Source organism: Sulfurimonas autotrophica DSM 16294 (genome assembly GCF_000147355.1).
GTDB classification, from domain to species: domain Bacteria; phylum Campylobacterota; class Campylobacteria; order Campylobacterales; family Sulfurimonadaceae; genus Sulfurimonas; species Sulfurimonas autotrophica.
On sequence record NC_014506.1, the window covers coordinates 1,169,085 to 1,187,633 of the forward strand.

22 protein-coding genes are annotated in these 18,549 nt (G+C 35.2%); 15 read left to right on the forward strand and 7 right to left on the reverse strand.

Features of this window, described 5'->3' with window-relative positions:
- Nucleotides 1-3: 3 nt before the first annotated feature.
- The 5 genes from SAUT_RS06040 (at nucleotide 4) to amrB (ending at nucleotide 5,237) form a co-directional block, all read left to right on the forward strand.
- Complete coding sequence (locus tag SAUT_RS06040) at nucleotides 4-2,100, forward strand: helix-hairpin-helix domain-containing protein (RefSeq protein WP_013326987.1); 2,097 nt, start codon at nucleotides 4-6, stop codon at nucleotides 2,098-2,100.
- Nucleotides 2,101-2,133: 33 nt separating this feature from the next.
- The gene (locus tag SAUT_RS06045; protein WP_013326988.1) at nucleotides 2,134-3,117 is read left to right on the forward strand and encodes a 5'-nucleotidase; all 984 of its coding nucleotides are present in this window, start codon (nucleotides 2,134-2,136) and stop codon (nucleotides 3,115-3,117) included.
- A gap of 34 nt (nucleotides 3,118-3,151) precedes the next feature.
- Nucleotides 3,152-3,355, forward strand: a complete 204-nt coding sequence (locus tag SAUT_RS06050) for a Rho-binding antiterminator (protein ID WP_013326989.1) — start codon at nucleotides 3,152-3,154, stop codon at nucleotides 3,353-3,355.
- 92 nt (nucleotides 3,356-3,447) lie between these two features.
- Nucleotides 3,448-4,440 carry an AmmeMemoRadiSam system radical SAM enzyme gene (amrS, locus tag SAUT_RS06055; RefSeq protein ID WP_013326990.1) on the forward strand — a complete coding sequence of 331 codons (993 nt, stop codon included), beginning with the start codon at nucleotides 3,448-3,450 and terminating at the stop codon, nucleotides 4,438-4,440.
- The gene (gene amrB, locus SAUT_RS06060; RefSeq protein ID WP_013326991.1) at nucleotides 4,437-5,237 is read left to right on the forward strand and encodes an AmmeMemoRadiSam system protein B; all 801 of its coding nucleotides are present in this window, start codon (nucleotides 4,437-4,439) and stop codon (nucleotides 5,235-5,237) included. Before amrS ends, amrB begins: the two co-directional genes overlap by 4 nt.
- Before the next feature lie 4 nt (nucleotides 5,238-5,241).
- Here amrB and SAUT_RS06065 read toward each other — a convergent pair whose 3' ends face one another.
- Nucleotides 5,242-6,276, reverse strand: coding sequence for a polysaccharide deacetylase family protein (locus SAUT_RS06065; protein WP_169302252.1), 1,035 nt, complete (start codon nucleotides 6,274-6,276; stop codon nucleotides 5,242-5,244).
- A gap of 138 nt (nucleotides 6,277-6,414) precedes the next feature.
- Here SAUT_RS06065 and SAUT_RS06070 point away from each other — a divergent pair, with 138 nt between their 5' ends.
- Nucleotides 6,415-6,750: a TraR/DksA C4-type zinc finger protein gene (locus SAUT_RS06070; protein ID WP_013326993.1), complete on the forward strand. Its 336-nt coding sequence runs from the start codon at nucleotides 6,415-6,417 to the stop codon at nucleotides 6,748-6,750.
- An 8-nt stretch (nucleotides 6,751-6,758) separates the two neighbouring features.
- On the opposite strand, the gene SAUT_RS06075 is transcribed toward SAUT_RS06070, so the two are convergent.
- Nucleotides 6,759-7,613, reverse strand: a complete 855-nt coding sequence (locus SAUT_RS06075; protein ID WP_013326994.1) for an NAD(+)/NADH kinase — start codon at nucleotides 7,611-7,613, stop codon at nucleotides 6,759-6,761.
- An 86-nt stretch (nucleotides 7,614-7,699) separates the two neighbouring features.
- Here SAUT_RS06075 and aspS point away from each other — a divergent pair, with 86 nt between their 5' ends.
- Genes aspS through thiI form a run of 3 tightly spaced genes read left to right on the forward strand, consistent with a single transcriptional unit; the run spans nucleotide 7,700 to nucleotide 11,480 of the window.
- Nucleotides 7,700-9,454: an aspartate--tRNA ligase gene (gene aspS, locus SAUT_RS06080; protein ID WP_013326995.1), complete on the forward strand. Its 1,755-nt coding sequence runs from the start codon at nucleotides 7,700-7,702 to the stop codon at nucleotides 9,452-9,454.
- 2 nt (nucleotides 9,455-9,456) lie between these two features.
- Nucleotides 9,457-10,026, forward strand: coding sequence for an adenylate kinase (locus SAUT_RS06085; RefSeq protein WP_013326996.1), 570 nt, complete (start codon nucleotides 9,457-9,459; stop codon nucleotides 10,024-10,026).
- An 11-nt stretch (nucleotides 10,027-10,037) separates the two neighbouring features.
- Nucleotides 10,038-11,480 carry a tRNA uracil 4-sulfurtransferase ThiI gene (gene thiI, locus SAUT_RS06090; protein ID WP_013326997.1) on the forward strand — a complete coding sequence of 481 codons (1,443 nt, stop codon included), beginning with the start codon at nucleotides 10,038-10,040 and terminating at the stop codon, nucleotides 11,478-11,480.
- Between the two features lie 7 nt (nucleotides 11,481-11,487).
- Here the strand turns inward: thiI and adk are convergent, their stop codons facing one another.
- Together adk and SAUT_RS06100 are read right to left on the reverse strand one after the other, a co-directional pair.
- On the reverse strand, nucleotides 11,488-12,138 hold the full coding sequence (gene adk, locus SAUT_RS06095) for an adenylate kinase (RefSeq protein WP_013326998.1): 651 nt from the start codon (nucleotides 12,136-12,138) through the stop codon (nucleotides 11,488-11,490).
- Nucleotides 12,139-12,200: 62 nt separating this feature from the next.
- On the reverse strand, nucleotides 12,201-12,491 hold the full coding sequence (locus SAUT_RS06100; protein ID WP_013326999.1) for a hypothetical protein: 291 nt from the start codon (nucleotides 12,489-12,491) through the stop codon (nucleotides 12,201-12,203).
- Between the two features lie 41 nt (nucleotides 12,492-12,532).
- On the opposite strand from SAUT_RS06100, the gene SAUT_RS06105 reads away from it, so the two are divergent.
- The 4 genes from SAUT_RS06105 to SAUT_RS06115 are packed head-to-tail and all read left to right on the forward strand — an operon-like array spanning nucleotide 12,533 to nucleotide 14,283.
- Nucleotides 12,533-13,282: a competence/damage-inducible protein A gene (locus SAUT_RS06105; protein WP_013327000.1), complete on the forward strand. Its 750-nt coding sequence runs from the start codon at nucleotides 12,533-12,535 to the stop codon at nucleotides 13,280-13,282.
- A 47-nt stretch (nucleotides 13,283-13,329) separates the two neighbouring features.
- Nucleotides 13,330-13,458 carry a hypothetical protein gene (locus SAUT_RS11570; protein ID WP_013327001.1) on the forward strand — a complete coding sequence of 43 codons (129 nt, stop codon included), beginning with the start codon at nucleotides 13,330-13,332 and terminating at the stop codon, nucleotides 13,456-13,458.
- Between the two features lie 29 nt (nucleotides 13,459-13,487).
- Nucleotides 13,488-14,081, forward strand: a complete 594-nt coding sequence (locus SAUT_RS06110) for a DUF6166 domain-containing protein (protein ID WP_245534090.1) — start codon at nucleotides 13,488-13,490, stop codon at nucleotides 14,079-14,081.
- Nucleotides 14,082-14,091: 10 nt separating this feature from the next.
- Nucleotides 14,092-14,283 (forward strand): hypothetical protein, encoded by a 192-nt coding sequence (locus SAUT_RS06115; RefSeq protein ID WP_013327003.1) that lies wholly within the window; start codon nucleotides 14,092-14,094, stop codon nucleotides 14,281-14,283.
- Between the two features lies 1 nt (nucleotide 14,284).
- Here the strand turns inward: SAUT_RS06115 and SAUT_RS06120 are convergent, their stop codons facing one another.
- Nucleotides 14,285-14,788, reverse strand: a complete 504-nt coding sequence (locus SAUT_RS06120; RefSeq protein ID WP_013327004.1) for an ankyrin repeat domain-containing protein — start codon at nucleotides 14,786-14,788, stop codon at nucleotides 14,285-14,287.
- A gap of 88 nt (nucleotides 14,789-14,876) precedes the next feature.
- Between SAUT_RS06120 and SAUT_RS06125 the strand changes: the two genes are divergently transcribed.
- The gene (locus SAUT_RS06125; RefSeq protein WP_013327005.1) at nucleotides 14,877-16,076 is read left to right on the forward strand and encodes a tetrahydrodipicolinate N-succinyltransferase N-terminal domain-containing protein; all 1,200 of its coding nucleotides are present in this window, start codon (nucleotides 14,877-14,879) and stop codon (nucleotides 16,074-16,076) included.
- A 61-nt stretch (nucleotides 16,077-16,137) separates the two neighbouring features.
- Nucleotides 16,138-16,443, forward strand: coding sequence for a flagellar basal body protein (locus SAUT_RS11165; protein WP_013327006.1), 306 nt, complete (start codon nucleotides 16,138-16,140; stop codon nucleotides 16,441-16,443).
- 4 nt (nucleotides 16,444-16,447) lie between these two features.
- Here the strand turns inward: SAUT_RS11165 and SAUT_RS06135 are convergent, their stop codons facing one another.
- Both SAUT_RS06135 and SAUT_RS06140 read right to left on the reverse strand, forming a co-directional pair.
- Nucleotides 16,448-17,782, reverse strand: a complete 1,335-nt coding sequence (locus SAUT_RS06135) for an NlpC/P60 family N-terminal domain-containing protein (RefSeq protein ID WP_013327007.1) — start codon at nucleotides 17,780-17,782, stop codon at nucleotides 16,448-16,450.
- A 9-nt stretch (nucleotides 17,783-17,791) separates the two neighbouring features.
- Nucleotides 17,792-18,451 carry a LexA family transcriptional regulator gene (locus SAUT_RS06140; RefSeq protein ID WP_013327008.1) on the reverse strand — a complete coding sequence of 220 codons (660 nt, stop codon included), beginning with the start codon at nucleotides 18,449-18,451 and terminating at the stop codon, nucleotides 17,792-17,794.
- Nucleotides 18,452-18,549 lie beyond the last annotated feature (98 nt).

Sequence of the window (18,549 nt, forward strand, 5' to 3'; positions counted from 1 at the left end):
CCCATGCAAACACTCATTGCCCTGCTCTGCGAAAAGACCAAACTAAAACAAGAACATATAAAAAACATACTCAAGCTTCTCAATGATGGTTCTACCATTCCGTTTATTGCGAGGTACCGCAAAGAGATGACAGGAGGAGCTGATGATGAAGTTCTTCGTGATTTTGAGTCAATTTACCTCAGTAGTAAAAAACTACTGGAGAGAAAAACAGAAATTTCACGTCTTATACAAGAAAGAGCAACACTGACAGAGGCTCTTAAAGTGAGCATACAAAAAGCTGACACACTTAGAGTTCTTGAAGACATATACAGACCTTTTAAAGAGAAAAAAAACACCAGAGCAACTGCTGCTGCAGCCAATGGGTTGATTCCTCTGGCAAATACTTTGCAAACTGCCAGACTTACTCAGAAAGAATTTCAGACAGAAGCAAAAAAGTTTCTAAAAAAAGATGTTAACACTGTCGCCGATGCCATTAAAGGCGCTCAGGATATTTTAGCAGAACACTATGCCGAACTTCCCCGTGAAAGAGAAGCTGTTCGTAATACTATACTGAGATTTGGAAATCTTGAAACTAAAAAAACAAAGACCTTTGACCCTGCGGGCAGTTATAAAAATCTTGCAGATAAAAGTGAAAAGGTCGCGTACATCCCGTCTCATAGATACTTAGCTATTATGAGAGCCGTAAAAGAAAAAGAACTAAGCGTAAAAATCACTATAGACACAGACAGAATTTTTGAAAATATCAAACAATACAAAATTCCAAGCAATGCAAAAAGCAGTTCTGTTTTGCTTTTTGAAGCTTACAAAGACGGTTTTAAAAGGCTGCTTTATCCTTCTTTGGAGCGAGAAGTACATGCCCAGCTCAAAGAAAAAGCAGACACTTCGGCCATATCTGTTTTTGGAAAAAATTTGAGTCAGCTTCTTATGAGTAGACCGGTAACCAACAGAGTTATTTTGGGCGTTGACCCGGCATTTGTAAGCGGTTGCAAGCTCGCTGTCATAGATGAAAACGGCAACTACCTTGAACATGCCGTAATTTACCCTACGAAACCTAAAGAAGATTACAACTCTTCAAAAAATAAAGTGCTTTTTCTTGCAAAGAAGTATGACATAACAGGTGTAGCTATAGGCAATGGCACAGCCTCAAGAGAAACACAGGAATTTTTTGCAAGACTCAACTCTGAAGAAAATGCCGATCTTAGTTATACGGTTGTATCAGAAGCAGGTGCTTCGGTATACAGTGCCTCCAAGCTGGCACAAGATGAATACCCTGCTTTGGACGTAACTATAAGAGGAGCAATCTCTATAGCACAAAGGCTGCGTGACCCTATGGCAACTTTTGTAAAAATAGACCCAAAATCTCTTGGTATCGGGCAGTATCAACATGATGTAGACCAAAAACAACTCAAAAAAAGATTAGATGACACAACTATGGATATAGTCAACCGTGTAGGAGTAGACATTAACTCGGCATCTGCCCAACTGCTTACACATGTAGCCGGCATCGGTAATACAATAGCAAAAAATATAATCAGCTACAGAGATGAGCATGGAAACTTTACAACAAAAAGCCAACTCCTTAACGTAAAAGGTTTGGGAAAAAAAGCGTATGAGCAGGCAGTTGGTTTTATTCGTATCAAAGGCTCCAAAAATATTTTTGACAATACCGGAATACATCCTGAAAATTATAAAGCGGCTCTATATCTACAAAATATGAACCTGGATAATTTGGATGTATGTCAAACAGCAAAAGAGTTGGATATTGGAGTACAAACTCTGCAAGATATTATCAAAGAGTTGCAAAAGCCTGGATTTGACCCCAGAGAAGATTTACCTGACATTCCTTTTAAAGAAGGTCTTAGCAATATTAAAATGCTCAAAGAGGGAAGTTTTGTTAGTGGTATAGTAAGAAATATAGCTGACTTTGGAGCATTTATAGATATTGGCCTTAAAAATGACGGGTTGATTCATATTTCAAAAATGAGTACAAAAAGAGTCAAACACCCATTGGAAATATTGACACTCAATCAATATCTGCCACAAATTGAAATTGTTTCGATAGACTACAACAGCGGTAAAATTGGCTTGAGCTTAATTTAGGCTCTTTGTAATAAAAATACCAAAAGGAAAATAATGCCCTTAGATTTATCGGAATCACTTGTTATAGGAATATCAGCTACTGCGTTATTTGATTTATCCCAAGCAGATAAAATATTTAAAGAAAAAATTGACAAAGATCCTGAAACAGCGATTGAAGAATATAGAAAATATATGCTCAAAAATGAAGAAAAGCCTTTAGCAGACGGTACAGGTATGCCTTTGGTAAAAGCACTGCTCAACCTGAATAAGTTCCAAAAAGAAGGTGAAGCGCCTATAGTTGAAGTTATTGTTATGTCGAGAAACAGCCCTGAAACAGGTTTTAGAGTGCTTAATGAAATAAGAAGAAGAAATTTGCAGATTTCCAGATCAGCATTTACGGCAGGCGAATCCAATGTTGATTATCTTGAAGCTTTTTATGTAGATTTGTTTTTAACTACAAATGAGAGTGATGCCCAAAAAGTTATCGACAGCAATGTATGTGCCGCAGCAATTGTTAAAGCTCCGCCCAAAGCAGTTAAACATTTAGATGAAGACCAGGTGCGTTTTGCTTTTGATGCTGATGCCGTGATATTTAATGAAGAGAGTGAAATTGTCAATCAAACAGAAGGCCTCTCGACATTTCATGCCAATGAAGACAATAAGCAAGACACACCATTAGCAAGTGGACCTCATGCAAATTTATTGATTAAATTATCGAAAATGCAAGAGCGTTTACCCGGTCGTATTGAACTTTCGCCTGTTAAGCTGGCAATAATGACGGCAAGAAACAGCCCTGCTGAAATGAGAGTCATCAAAACACTCAGAGATTGGAATGTTTATGTTGATGAGGCCTTTTTTCTTGGAGGGCTGGAAAAAAGCAGATTTTTAAAAGCTTTTAAGCCACATATATTTTTTGATGACCAAGATTCGCATTTAGACCCTGCAGCAGCAGATATTCCATCTGCTAAAGTTCTTTACCCAAGCAGTTCGCCCTTAACTGAGTTGATAAAAAATAAAAAAGGAAAAAAAAGTGATTAGCTGCCAGCTATATGATTATATAGAGATAGCCTGTATGTACCGCTATCCTGTCAAACTAACGATGAAGTCGGGCACTGTTGTTGAAGCAAAAGCACTTGACACCGCTCGTAATGAAAATCATCAGGAATGTATCAAAGTAAAGATCGATAACAATGAAAAATTGATTGTACTTGATGAAATCGCCACACTTGAAGCTTCTGTTAAAAACCCGCATTTTCAAATTGTCTCCTTAATCTAAAATTAATAAATTTGACTTTTTTAAAAATTTTAGTTAAAATGCCTACAAGTTGAGTCACTTATAGTAAAGTGACTTAACTTCAGGAGACTAAAATGAATTATTATGAAACAATACCAGAAAAAGAAAAAATTAAATGTTTATTATGTCAGCATTACTGTCAAATGAAAGAGGGGCAAGTGGGTGTATGCGGAGTCAATAAAAATGAAAATGGGGAACTCAAAACTCTTGTTTACGGGCATCCGAGTACTATAAATCTTGACCCTGTTGAGAAAAAACCGATATATCATCTGCTGCCGGGCACTACTGCCCTTTCCTTTGGAACAGTCGGGTGTAATTTCAAATGTCCGTTTTGCCAAAACTGGCAGATTTCGCAAGAGCATACAGTAGATACCAGTATAGAAGTATCCCCTGAAAAAATGGTCGATTTAGCTATAGAAAATGGAGCTTCTTCCATTGCCTATACCTATAATGAACCTACTATATTTTACCCTTATGCTAAAGACATCGGTGTCATAGCAAGACAAAAAGGGCTGAAAAATATTTTTGTCACGAACGGATTTGAAACACCGGAAGTTGTTAAAGATATGGCTTCATGGCTTGATGCTGCCAATGTAGACCTTAAAAGCTGGGATGACGCTTATTACAAAAAAGTGTTAAAAGGTGGACTAGAGGCCGTAAAAGATACCTTGCGAGGCATGGTAAAAGAGGGCATTTGGGTAGAAGTAACCACTCTTTTAATAGAAGGTGACAATGATAGTGACAAAGACTTGGAAGAAATGGCATCATTTATAGCCAATGAGCTTGGCATACATGTACCATGGCATTTAAGCGCTTTTCATCCTGATTATAAAATGCAGGACCATGAATATACAAAACTGCAAACGTTGCAGCGTGCCAGCGACATAGCAAAAAAAGCAGGTTTATTATATGTTTATATGGGTAATGTTCCTGTTCACGGGGACACATATTGTCCCGATTGTGGAACTTTACTTATAGATAGGACCGGTTATTCGGTTACGAAAAATGCTCTTGTTGATGGACATTGTCCAAAATGTAACAGAGCTATAGAAGGAGTATGGAAATGAGTATAAGAAAAGATGCGGTTGCGGGGCAGTTTTATCCGGCAAGTAAAGAAGAAATAGAAAAAATGTTCAGTCATTACAATAAAATAATAGATGAGTCTATAAAAGATGAAGCTATATTAAATTTAAAACCAAGAGCTATTATTGTACCACATGCAGGGTATGTTTATTCTGCATTTACGGCGAATATAGCCTTTAGACTGCTCAAAAACTCTCATGCTAAACGTGTAGTAGTTATTGGACCGAGTCATCGAGTTTATTTAAATGGTACGAGTGTTGCCGAGTATGACAGCTATGAAACACCACTTGGAAATCTCTCCATAGATAAAAAGCTTGCAGATGAATTGATAGAAAAATTTGACTTACATTTTCAAGCAGATGCACATTCAGAGCATTCTACAGAAGTACAGATGCCATTTGTAAAAAATTACCTGCCAAATGCTTCTGTTGTAGAGCTTGTTTATGGAAACGAAGACCCGGTCAATTTAGGAAAAGTCATTAATTATCTTTTAAAAGATGAAGATACTACTGTTGTCATTAGTACGGATTTGAGTCATTATTATGACATAGATAAAGCTAATCAGCTTGACAGCATTTGTCTTGAAGCAGTAGCAAAGCTTAACCCGACTGAATTACATCAAGGCTGTGAAGCCTGCGGTAAAATAGGCGTTGAAGCAATGCTTATAGCGGCAAAAGAGAACGGACTAAAACCGACACTGCTTGATTATAGAACCAGTGCTGATGCAAGCGGAGACAAATCGCAAGTTGTCGGCTATATGAGTGCTGCGTTTACAGAGTAAATTTTTACTTCAACACAATCCATAAATGGCTGTACCAATACCATGCATTACCTTTTGCATGTGCGGTACAGGTGTAATGGTTACGCGGATAAAGTAAAGGCAATTCTGATTCTATTTTTACTGTTGTCTCAGTCAGCCATTGCATGGTTATTTTTTTTCCATCAGATGTAAAACACTGTAAATCTTTGAGTGGTTTTTTCAATGTCAAAATCAAAAAAGGCGGGTTGTTTGATTTGTCAAGAAGTGTATCTTTGTTTGAAATACTCTCTAATGGTAAAGGCAGTGTATTTATTTTCAATACAAACTGATCCATCTCTCCAAAACCTCCCGACATTGGAAATCTTGTCAAAGCCATAAAATTACTCTCACGTGAAATCGGAGCAGAATTTTGCGCGACACCCACATAGCCTAAACTTTTTACTAATTTCATTAATCTCACATCATACTCACCAAAAGGATAAGCCAGTATTTTTGGGTCAGTACAGACTTTTTTACCAAGCTCTTTTTCTATTTTTACTTCGCACATCTCAATCTCTTTTGTAACATACTTTTTATAATTTTTAGGGTTCTTTATGCCGTCTCGTACAAGATACTGATGCGAATAGGTATGATTTGCGTACTCTGCGCCATATTTTCCCATCTCCCGCATCTCATCCCAGGTTAAATAATGTACAGACTCATGAACAATAGGCGCAGAGTTCACAAATATAGTAAAAGGGAGTTTATACTTTTTGAGTAAGGGATAGGCTTTTGTATATACACTGTGATACGCATCATCTATGGTGATTGAGACAGTTTTATCAGGAAGTTCTTTTTTCTCCAGCAAATATTTAACTATTTTAGAAAGCGGCCAGACAGTATAATTATTTTTTACCAAATACTCTACCTGTTGTGTAAAAAGTTCCATAGATATACTTGTAGAGGGATATTTCATTTCATCAAATCTATGATACTGTAAAACTACGGCATGATTTTGCATAGCTAACAAGGAAGCTTGGATGGTAAATATGACAAATATATAATTTATAAGTATTTTCATAGCCATATTATATCTTTATTAGATTTAGATATAATTATTTTCATAACTAAAATTTTTTTAATTAAAAATTATGTATTTTAGAGTTATTTGTGTTACAATGTATTAGTATTAAAAATTATAAGTAGAAAAGGATTTATAATGTCGCGTAAAGATTTGAATTTCAAGAAATTTGAAACAATGCTCAAAAAAGAGAAAGAAAAAATTGAAAAGAATTTAAAAATCATTAAAGATGAAGTTAATACAATTGCGAGAGAAGATGAAATTGATGATACTGTAGATATGGCAGAACTTCAAATAGAAAATAAAATAGATCAAACAATTCTACATAAATTAGAAGCTGAAATTCTGAATATAAATGATGCTTTAAAACGTATTAAATCAGGAACTTACGGTATTTGTGAAAAAACTGGCATGCCAATTCCTGTTGAGCGATTATTGGCAAATCCGTCGGCACGAACAATAGAAGATGAATAAATAGCATATTATTCTCCCCAATTAAGTTTTTCTTTAAGAACATCAAAATAGTTAAACTCATTTCTATGAATGAGTTTAACTTTATTTTTTGCCAGTTGTATATGTATGCTTTGTCCGCTTTCAAGCTCAAGTTTGTCTTGACCATCAATAATGACAAGTGCTTTATCCTGTGGTGTTTTCATCTCTATGGAAAATTCTCCCGGAAGAACAACAGGTCTTTGTGTCAAAGAGTGCGGACAGATTGGCGTAAGTGCAAATACATTGGTTAGAGGAAAAAGTACCGGACCGCCGGCTGAGAGGTTGTAAGCTGTCGAACCTGTCGGTGTTGCGACAATAACACCATCACCATAATAGGTATTGAAAGCTTTTGAATCAACCAAAGTTTCTACATGAATCATATTTGAAACAGATGGGCGAGTAATTACTATATCATTAAAAGCATATAATATCACTTCTTTTTTATTTTGTATAAACTGAGCTTCAAGTATTGAGCGTTCATCAACTCGGTAATCACCTGCAACCAATTTAGCTACAAAAGCATCCAACTCATCAAGATTGATATCTGCTAAAAAACCAAGATTTCCCGCATAAATACCAAAAACAGGAATATCATACTTAAAAGAACGCCTAACAGTCGAAATAAGTGTTCCGTCTCCACCAAGTGTAACCAAGGCATCACAGTTTTGGCACAACAAGTCAAATTCCATGCCCATAACACCAATCATCCCGCCACTGATACTCTCAACCACTACTTCAATGTCATACTTTAAAAAAATTTTTTCAAGCTTATAGTAACTTTTTTTTAGTTCAGGTGTAGAAGGGCGTAAAATCACACCAATTTTTTTGATTATTTTTTTTTGCAAAGTTTGCTCTTTTATTGGGAATATTTTGTCAATTATACTATATTTTCGATATAATCACGAAAATTATTTATATAGGACTCTATATTTTGAGAACTCATTACTGTACAGATTTAAATGAAACAAATGTTGGAGAAGATGTCGTACTGACTGGTTGGGCGAATAACTATCGTGACCACGGTGGAATCATTTTCATAGATTTACGTGACAAAACAGGGCTTATTCAGCTTACATGTGACCCTGAAGATTCAAAAGAGGCACACAAAGTTGCAAACGATGTTCGTGACGAGTACGTTTTAATAGCAAAAGGAAAAGTTCGCCTTCGCGGTGAAGGCCTTACAAATCCTCGCTTAAAAACAGGTGCTATAGAAATTGTAGTGACTGATCTTGTAATAGAAAACAAATCTGCACCGGTTCCTTTTGTAATCGGTGATAAAAATGTCGGTGAAGAAACAAGACTCAAATATCGTTATTTAGAACTTCGCGACCCTGATATGTTTGAGGTATTTCGTTTACGTTCAAAAGCAGCAATTGCCGCAAGAAATATTCTTGATGAGAACGGATTTTTAGAAGTTGAAACACCTATTCTTACTAAATCCACACCAGAAGGCGCAAGAGATTATTTAGTACCTTCTCGTGTACACAACGGTGAATTTTATGCACTTCCACAATCACCACAGCTTTTCAAACAGCTTTTAATGGTTGGTGGTTTTGACAGATATTTCCAAATCGCAAAATGTTTCCGTGATGAAGATTTAAGAGCCGACCGTCAGCCTGAATTTACTCAAATAGATGTCGAGATGAGTTTTTGTAACCAAGAAGATGTCATTAAAGTTGCTGAAGATTTGCTAGTGGCTATGTTTGGTGCCTGTGGTGTTGATGTTAAACCTCCTTTTAACCGTATCACCCATAAAAATGCTATGGAATGGTATGGATCAGACAAACCGGATTTAAGATACGACCTTAAAATGGTAGATGTTATCGATATATTTGAGAGATGCGATAATGAAATCTTTACAAATATCGCTAAAAAGCCACATGTAAACCGTATTAAAGCGCTTAAAGTTCCTGGTGCTGACTTGGTATTTTCAAAACGTGAAATGAAATCTTTTGAAGATTATGTCCGTAAATTTGGTGCACATGGTCTTGGATACTTCCAAATGAAAGAAGACGGTCTTAAAGGTCCACTTACTAAATTCTTTAGTGAAGAAGATATCGCGCTTATTATAGAAAGAACAGAACTTGAAGTCGGTGATGTAGTATTCTTTGGTGCGGGTGATAAAAAAACTGTATGGGATTACATGGGAAGATTCAGAAATTTCATAGCAGAACATGAAAAAATGAACCTTATAGACGAAAATGCCTATGAGTTTGTGTGGGTAGTAGACTTTCCGATGTTTGAAGTGGAAGACGGTCGCGTAAAAGCACTCCACCATCCATTTACAATGCCAAAAGACACGGATAAAGACGACGTAGAAGAGATAGAATCTATTGCTTATGATATCGTTCTTAACGGTACTGAACTTGGTGGCGGATCTATTCGTATTCATAAAGAAGAAATTCAAGAAGAGGTATTTAAACTTCTTGGTATTGAAGAAGAAGAAGCACAGGAAAAATTCGGTTTCCTTTTAGATGCTCTTAAATTTGGTGCACCTCCGCATGGTGGTTTTGCTCTAGGTTTTGACAGACTTATCATGCTTTTAACGAAAAAATCAAGCATTCGTGATGTTATTGCTTTTCCAAAAACACAAAAAGCTTCTTGTTTGTTAACAAAAGCACCAAGCCCTGTTGACAATACACAACTTCGTGATTTACACATAAGACTACGTGAACAAGTAAAATAAAAATGAAAAAACTCTTTTTAATTATTGGAGCTCCGGGCTCCGGTAAAACTACAGATGCCGAACTCATAGCCGAGCACAATGACAATATAACACACTACTCTACCGGTGATATGCTGCGCGGAGAAGTTGCAAGTGGCAGCCAACGTGGTAAAGAAATAGAAAAATACATCGAAAAAGGTGAAATAGTCCCTATAAATATTGTCATAGAGACTATTGTAAATGCTATTAAATCATCCCCTACTGACACTATTATTATTGATGGCTATCCTAGAAGTATAGAACAGATGCTTGAGCTCGACAAATATCTTCAAGAGCATAAAGATATAGAGCTTGTCAGTGTCATTGAAGTCAAAGTTAGTGAAGAGACTGCAAGAGATAGAGTACTTGGTCGTGCCCGCGGTGCAGATGATAACAATGAAGTATTTAACAACCGTATGCGTGTTTACACGGAACCTTTGCAGCAAATCAGAGATTTTTATACACAAAAAGGTGTCTTGAAGATAGTCTCAGGTGAAGGCAGCATTGAAGAAATAGTTTCTGAGATGGAAGACTTTATTCATTCAAAAATCTAAAGGCTACAAACGTGCAAAAATTCATTTTAAAACTTTTTCCAGAAATCATGATAAAAGGTCCATCTGCAAAACGTCAGATGGTTGGCCAACTTTACAACAATCTCCTTACAATCTTACAACGTATAAACCCTGAAATCCAAGTAAAAAAATATTCTGACAAGATAGAAGTCTTTACGCCAAAGGATGTTCTGCCGGAAGTACGACAAAAACTTTTAGATACTCCGGGCATTGAACAGATACTTGAGGTTTTGCAGTTCGACAGTATGGATACAATAGAAAAGATCAAAACAAAGGTTCGTGAACTTACAGCGGACTCACTTGAAGACAAAACTTTCGTTGTAAGAGTCAAGCGTACTGGCAAACATGACTTTAGCTCTATTGACATCGAAAGAACTGTAGGCGGGCATCTTTTGGCTAATTCAAAGGCAAAAAATGTTTCACTGAAAAATCCTGATATAGTAGTTCAAATGGAACTTATTCAAGACCAGCTTAACTTTATTTCTACAAAGTATAAAGGTCTGAGTGGTTTTCCTATCGGTACGCAAGGAGATATACTCTCACTGATGTCAGGCGGGTTTGATTCTACCGTGGCATCCTATCTTACCATGAAAAGAGGAATAAAAACACACTTTATCTTTTTTAATCTTGGCGGTATGGCTCATGAAATAGGAGTTAAACAGGTTGCACTTTACCTTTGGAACAAGTTTGGCTCTTCTCATAAAGTCAAATTTATCTCAGTCCCTTTTGATGATGTTCTGACAGAAATTTTTCGCTCCACTCCACCGACATATATGGGTGTTACTCTTAAACGTCTGATGCTTATGGCTTCAGAAAAAGTTGCCAATGCGATGGAAATAGATGCACTTGTAACGGGAGAGAGTGTAGCGCAGGTTTCCAGTCAGACTCTTCGCAACCTTGCACTCATTGATCAGGTAACAAACAAACTCATTCTTCGTCCTCTTGCAACGATGAACAAGCCTGAAATTATATCAATAGCAAATGAAATAGGCACACGACATTTTGCAGAAAATATGCCTGAATATTGCGGTGTAATTTCTCAAAATCCTATCACGCATGGCTCTTTTAAACGTATGGAAAAAGTAGCACAAAAATTCAATTATGATGTTCTTGATAAAGCTGTAGAAGATGCTCAGCATCTCAACATTGATGAAATTGTGGATGACGTGGCAAATTTGGCACCGATTGAAGTCGTTAAAGATTTAAGTACAGGTAATTTTGTGGTGATTGATATTCGCCCTGAAGATGAATACATTGAAACATCATGTAAAACTCTTAAAATACCGTTTCATAAACTAAAAATGGAATTTGAAAAACTGCCAAAAGATCAAGAGTACCTTTTTTATTGTGACAAAGGCATCATGAGCCAGTTACATGCACAGTATCTGCGTGATGCCAAAGGCTATGAAAATATTCGGGTTTATCGACCCGAATAAAAAGAGGCTACTCACCTAATTCTGAAACTATAGCTTTTTCCACATCGGCGATGTCGGCAGTACCGTCAACCGTTATGTATTTTAAGTTAGGATTCTTCTTCGCCAACGCTTTATAGTAACCTATTAACGGTTCAGTTTGTTCATGGTAAACTTTTAGACGGTCAAGAACCACTGCTTCTTTGTCATCATCGCGTTGTACTAAATCTTCACCCGTTTCATCATCTTTACCTTCAATTTTTGACGGGTTATATATTACATGATAGGTTCTACCGCTTGCCAAGTGTGCACGTCGTCCTGACATACGTTTTACAATTTCTTCATCAGCAACATCTATCTCTATAACTGCATCAATTTCAATACCTGCATTAGTAACTGCATCTGCTTGAGGCAGTGTACGAGGGAAACCGTCTAAGAGGTAGCCATTTTTACAGTCATCCTGTGCAATTCTGTCTTTTACAAGCCCGATGATAATATCATCTGTTACAAGTTGTCCCGCATCCATAGCAGCTTTTGCCATTTTACCCATCTCTGTACCGGCTTTAATCGCAGCTCTTAACATATCCCCTGTAGAGATTTGAGGGATATTATACTTCTTAGTTAAAAATTGTGCTTGCGTACCTTTTCCGGCACCTGGAGCGCCTAAAAGAATTATTCTCATACTTTTTTTCCTTTAATTTATTCTTGAAATTATATACAAATGAATTTAATTTTAGCTATAAACTACTCTTCTTCTACGAACCCAAATTCTTCTTCAGCTTCACCTTCTTGCGCGGACAATATATCAGCAACAAGTTCTTTTGCTTCTTCTTCTTCCATATCACCGTTTTTTATCTCTTCTACGACATCTTCCAAATCAGATTTAAATTCACGAAGTTCTTCAATTTCTTCTTTTGCATCTTGTGTTGCTTCTTTATTCCCTGCTATTTCTTCAAAAATTTCATCCAATCTGTCTGTGATATCTGGAATAACGCTTTTTGTCAACAGTTCTTCTAATTTTTCTATATATGACATTTTCTGTCCTTATTAATTATTTATGAAATAATACTATAATTATGCCAAAAAGTGATATGATGAATTTTTATGCAGTAATAATAGGAACAGAAATCCTTAACGGTAGACGTGTTGATAAACATTTTGAGTTTCTTAAAAATGAGCTTGCAAAATATGGACATGAGATCTTTGGCTCTTTTGTGATAAAAGATGATACCGAACTTATGAAACGTACATACACAATGATAAAAGAAGATAAAAGTGCAGTAATGTTTTCTTTTGGAGGTATCGGTTCTACGCCAGATGACTTAACAAGAGAAGTGGCATCTGTAGTTTTTCGAAACTCTAAACCAGCAACTCATGAAAAGTTTAAACATGATATTATAGAAAAATTTGGCGATGAGGCATTTCCACACCGAATTCATATGGCAGATTTACCGCCAAATGCAAAACTTTTGCATAACCCAGTAAATAATATGTCCGGATTTTCTTTAGATGACAGATTCTTTTTTATGCCGGGATTTCCATCTATGTCACACCCTATGGTTAGTGAAATTATAAAAAAATATTTTAACAAATCTAAACAAAAATACAGATATACACTAAAGGCCAAGACAAGTGAAAATACACTGATAGGCCTAATGCAACAGCTTCCAAAGAGTGTCGAGCTTTCTTCTTTACCCATTTTTATAGATAAAAAACCAAACATAGAACTCTCTCTTAGCGGAACAAACAATGAAGAAGTCAAAAAATATTTTAATATGTTCCAAGAAGAGTTAACTCACAAAAATATACCATTTACATTAACATAAATTTTTTCTCGCCGATTTAGTAATATCATAAGTCAAGGAATTTTATCATGTTAGTTTGGTTATTGGTACTTTTATTGCTTTTTAGTTTTATATATGTTGTTTATCGTATGACTTTCACATCTCATAAAGATGAGTTTAAAGAAGAAGAGGAACATCATTACACTTTTAAAATATAATAAGAGAAAATAACACCATGGCATTAATAATGAATAATCATGTCTTCAAAGGTCACCGAACTTTGCTTGGCAATAAATTTGTAACATATAGAGAACTTGACTTACCTACTCGAGCGGACATATACAAACACTCCAAAAATGGTTTTGATTGGGGGAACACATCAAAAGGAGCTTTACAGCTTGCTTTTGCAATACTTTATCAACTTAGCAATAAAGAAACTTCAACAAAATATGCAGAGCAGTTTTGTGAAAATATTGTTAAAAAACTCAATTCTCGCGATTGGATTCTAAAAGCATCTGAGGTCCTTTCTTGGATAGAGCACAATTGTGACACAGTTGAACAACAAGAATTGTCCAAACCAACAAAATTACAACCTGTAAACAAAAAAATCAAAAAAAACAAATCAAATATTGTCAAAGAAATTTGTAAAGAACTCAATATTACACAAAAACAACTTGCCCAAGTCCTTGAAGTACCAGAAGGCACAGTCAGTAGTTGGGCCGTAAAAAATGAGATTCCAAGGCTTGGAAAAAAAGCAATAGAGTTTTATATACAAAATACAAAAAATCAAAAAATCGTTGATAGTTACAGAAGTTTTATAAAACTTCTGCAGGCATCATAAAAGGATACAATTGAAACCCAAAGATGAAGTAACAAGAAGTCTATTAATTGATAAAAGTACATGGGATGAGGCAATGAAATATTCACGTAGTCGCTATAAAATGAGTTTAAGCAAGGTTGTTGAGTTCTTATTGCAAGAGTGGCTTACAAAAGAAAAAAGAAAACCACTAGATAACACAAAACAAGGAAAGTTTTTTGACTAGCTTATCTTGCATATCCTCTGTTTTTAGGACTATTTTCATCATAATCAAAAAGAGCTAGTATACTTTTTTTGTTCATTTTTCTTGCAAAGTCTATGGCGCTGAAACCTTTTGAATCTCTCGCATTTTGGTCAGCTCCATTTTCTAAAAGAATTTTTGTTATTTCTATTCTTCCATAACATGCTGCCCCCATTAAGGCTGTAAAACCGCTTTTTCTTGTTGTATCATTAACATCTTTGCCCTGCTCTATCAAGTAGTTCACCATATAAGCATTATCATAAGTAATTGCTATATCAAAAACACTCACACCCTCATCATCAACATCAAAAATATCAGCACCATTTTCTGTTAAAAGCATCAATATCTCTTTTTCACATCCTGCTCTTAAAGCACAGGCAAGCACTGATTCTCCGGCTTCATTCGTCTCTGATATATCAGCACCATTTTTAAGATATTTTTTTATACCAAGATAATCATCATTTTTTAATAGTTCAAGCCACGTATTCACAATATTCTCTTTTTATTTTATTATATACTAAACTTCGTTAGTAGTTTTTAAGTATAATTGCAAAACAAATTAATTAAGCGAGAATTCAATGGAAGTTATTCAAACAGCAGATGCTTTTAAAGCATTGGTAGAAAATATAAAATCAACAACAAAAGGCTATAAGGACCCTTTAGCTTTTGGTATAGCAAGAGTCGATTTAGGGCAGTTAAATGTAGATAAATCTCTTCAGGCGACATATCCAATTATTAATTGGGATGAAAATTTCGGCAGTGCTGCGATTTTTATACAGGCACTTGCAGATCAAGGCATTGAAATAGACTTTACACAAAATGAAGTAGTATATGATATTAATTTACAATTTTTAAAAGATTGTTTAAATGCTTTTACTCCTTACTCAGATGAAGCACATGGCGATGCTCATAAAAATATTCAGGTCATTTCAGCGCTTTATTCTCAAATCGTAAACAGCGGAAGCCTTGAGGGTGAATTTAAAGTATGCTTTATTTTTGAAGATGCTCCATGCCAAAGTGTTGAAGCAACTTACCTCAAACTGTATGCACTATCTTTAGCAAAAGTAAGACTACGTGAAATTAATCTTAATGGTGCGTTTGGTGCATTACCAAATGTTGCATGGTCAAACGGCCAACCGATAGAACTTGACTATTTAAGAGAGTTTGAAATAGAGTTAAAACTTGCAAATGAGTATCCACATATTGATTTTGTAGATAAATTTCCAAGATTTTTACAACATATCATTCCTGCTGATAATACACGTATACTTGAAACTTCAAAAGTTCGTTTTGGTGCGCAGCTTGCAGCGGGAACTACCGTTATGCCAGGTGCATCATACATAAACTTCAATGCAGGAACAACAGGTGTTTCTATGGTTGAAGGTCGTATTTCATCATCTGCAATTGTTGGAGACGGTTCTGATGTCGGCGGCGGTGCTTCGATTCTCGGCGTATTAAGCGGTACAGACGGAAACCCAATTTCAATAGGTAAAAACTGCCTATTAGGCGCAAACTCTGTTTGTGGTATTCCTTTAGGTGACGGCTGTATTATTGATGCAGGCTTAGCGATTCTTGAAGGTACAAAAGTCGGTATTTATGCTTCCGAACTTGAAAAAATCAGAGAAGTAAATACAGGTATTACTATAGAGGGTGAAATTTTCAAAGCAAAACAATTAGCTTTCTTTAATGGTCTTCACTTTAGACAGAATTCTCTAAATGGTGAGATTACTGCATCTCGCTCAACAAGAGAAATCAAGCTTAACGAAGAACTTCATTAAGAGCCTTTTGGCTCTTCTCTTTTATGTTTATGCTATAATATGAGAAGTTAAGGAGTTACATATGAATATTTCAAATAATATCTCATCAATTGGTGCTCATCAGACTATGCTAAATACAACTGCAAATAATGTTGCAAATGTAAATACAGATGGTTTTGTGCCAAAAGACACAAGAATGTCTAATGACTCAAATTCTGTACGTGCTACCATTAGAGAAACTGATAGCAATGGCTCAGCAAAGAGTCAAACGGATTTAGCCAAAGAAATTCCAGATGAAATTATTGCGCAGGATGCGACTACTGTTAATGTTAATGTGATAAGAACACAAGATGAAATGATGGGTACACTTCTAGATATCAAAGCCTAAGTATTTAAAAAGTTATAATATTCATACTTTTTAAATTTTTCAATAAAGATGCACTTTTATCAAATGAACTTAAATTACTGCCTGTTTGAAGCGTACTAAAAATAGTTTTTCCAATTATAAACCTTCCTTCTTTACCATCTTTAATGGTTTTCACACCCCAAACATTTTGAAAAATAATGATTTTATCATTAAATGTTCCAATATAAAGTACAATATGCCCTTGTTTATATAACAATGTTTCAAAGGGGACTGCCTGTTGTTTAATGGTTACTATTTTTTCTTCATCTGACATATTTTGTAAAGATATGACTTTCCCCACCTTGCTTTGTTGATAAGAGTTTCTTGGTAACCAAATTCCAAATGGTGCAAAAAAATCTCTAAGAGTTGAAGAGCAGTCTCTTTGGTTATATAAACCACCCCAGCCATAGTTTACATGTAAGAGTTCACTTATAATAAGATTAATATTTTTAGCATTAAATTTCAAGATTCCATTGTGAGCATTCGTCTTAGATAGCACAGAGTTAATATAATATGGTTCTTTTAACTTATAGTTTGCAATACTTAAAATATGAAACTTTTCATCATTCTCATTTATAAGAGGAAGCATTGTACCTATCGTAGATTTAAATAAAAAGTTTTGTTTTGGTGCATAGAGAGGTTCATTATCTTTAGTAACAAACACCTGCTGGGCATCTTGCCATATATCTGTATACTTTTTTTCTATATAAACGATATCCCGTGATTTTACCCATCCATATGCAAAACTTGATTTTACAAATGCCCACGCTCTATCTTTTGAGTAATGTGAAACAAAAATTGGCTTATTGGCTGATATACTGGAATTTTGCATATAATCAAATGGAAAACCTTCTCCAGCTTTATCTGGGTCTCTTAATACTGGTTTATCTGTTGGAAAAGCTCTAATATTGAGTTTTTTTAGTGTAATAGCTCGCTTGTTAACACTTGAATAAGCATCAAAATTGGAATTTTCTTTGATTTTGTTAAAAAAGCTTTCATCAAGCGGTTGTAAATTTTCTCCATAGCTATTACTTGGGTTAAATGCTTCATACGCCCACATTGCATCTTGCAATGATATATCCATGGAATTTATATTCCATGGCTGAAAATACATTTTTTCATAGCTATCTAAAGATGAAATATACCCTTTATCTATATTATGAGTATAAAATGAAACATCTTGAGAAATTTCACTAAAACCCTTTATAAACTCGATTTTTTCTGACTCAACTTGAGGCAGTACAGCGACTGCAGTCTTTGGTGTTTTTGAAGCACACCCACTCATTAAAACAAGAGCCAAACATAAATAAATATACTTCAAAAAGATCCTTTAATCTACATCACCAAATCGACTGACAACCCTGCCGATAACTTCAACTTGATTTGCATCGAGTGTTTGCGTATTATATATAGAATTATCAGAAATAACGTCAAGTTTTCCGTCTATTCGCTTTTGAACACGCTTAATAAAAAGCCCCGCTTCTGTTCTTATAGTAAAAATACCGCCGCGATTAATATCTGTTTTGCTTCTATTAATAAATACAATATCATTATAGCTAAAAGTAGGCTCCATAGAATCACCGGAGACATTAATAGCTTCAATATTTTGAAGTTCTCGCTCACCGCCTAACATAAATACAAACTGCTCAGGAATTTCAAGTTCTTCTATCTCTTCACATTCTATATCGCTTCCTCCCCCTGCACTTGCATTTACATCAGAAAAGTATTTCACCATGTAAAATTTATTTGTAGCTTCTACTAGGCTTTCAGGAGACTGTCCATAAAGCAGCCAATTTATTGATATACTTCTTTTTGCACAAAAATCCAACAATTCATTAAACGGAATCTTATTGCGTTTTTTCATTGTTGCAAAATTCATTTGTGAAATACCCAATGCTGCGGCAACATCTTTGTCAAAAACCTTTTTTGGAGCAATTTCATCAGAGATAATACTTTTAATCTCTTCAACGATATCTAAAAAACTATTCATTTTGAACCCTTTTTATATTGAATATGCCATAGTATAGTCTAAATTTTCAAGAATGTCAAAATTTATTTGGCATTTTGTCATATTTATTAAGTTTTTTT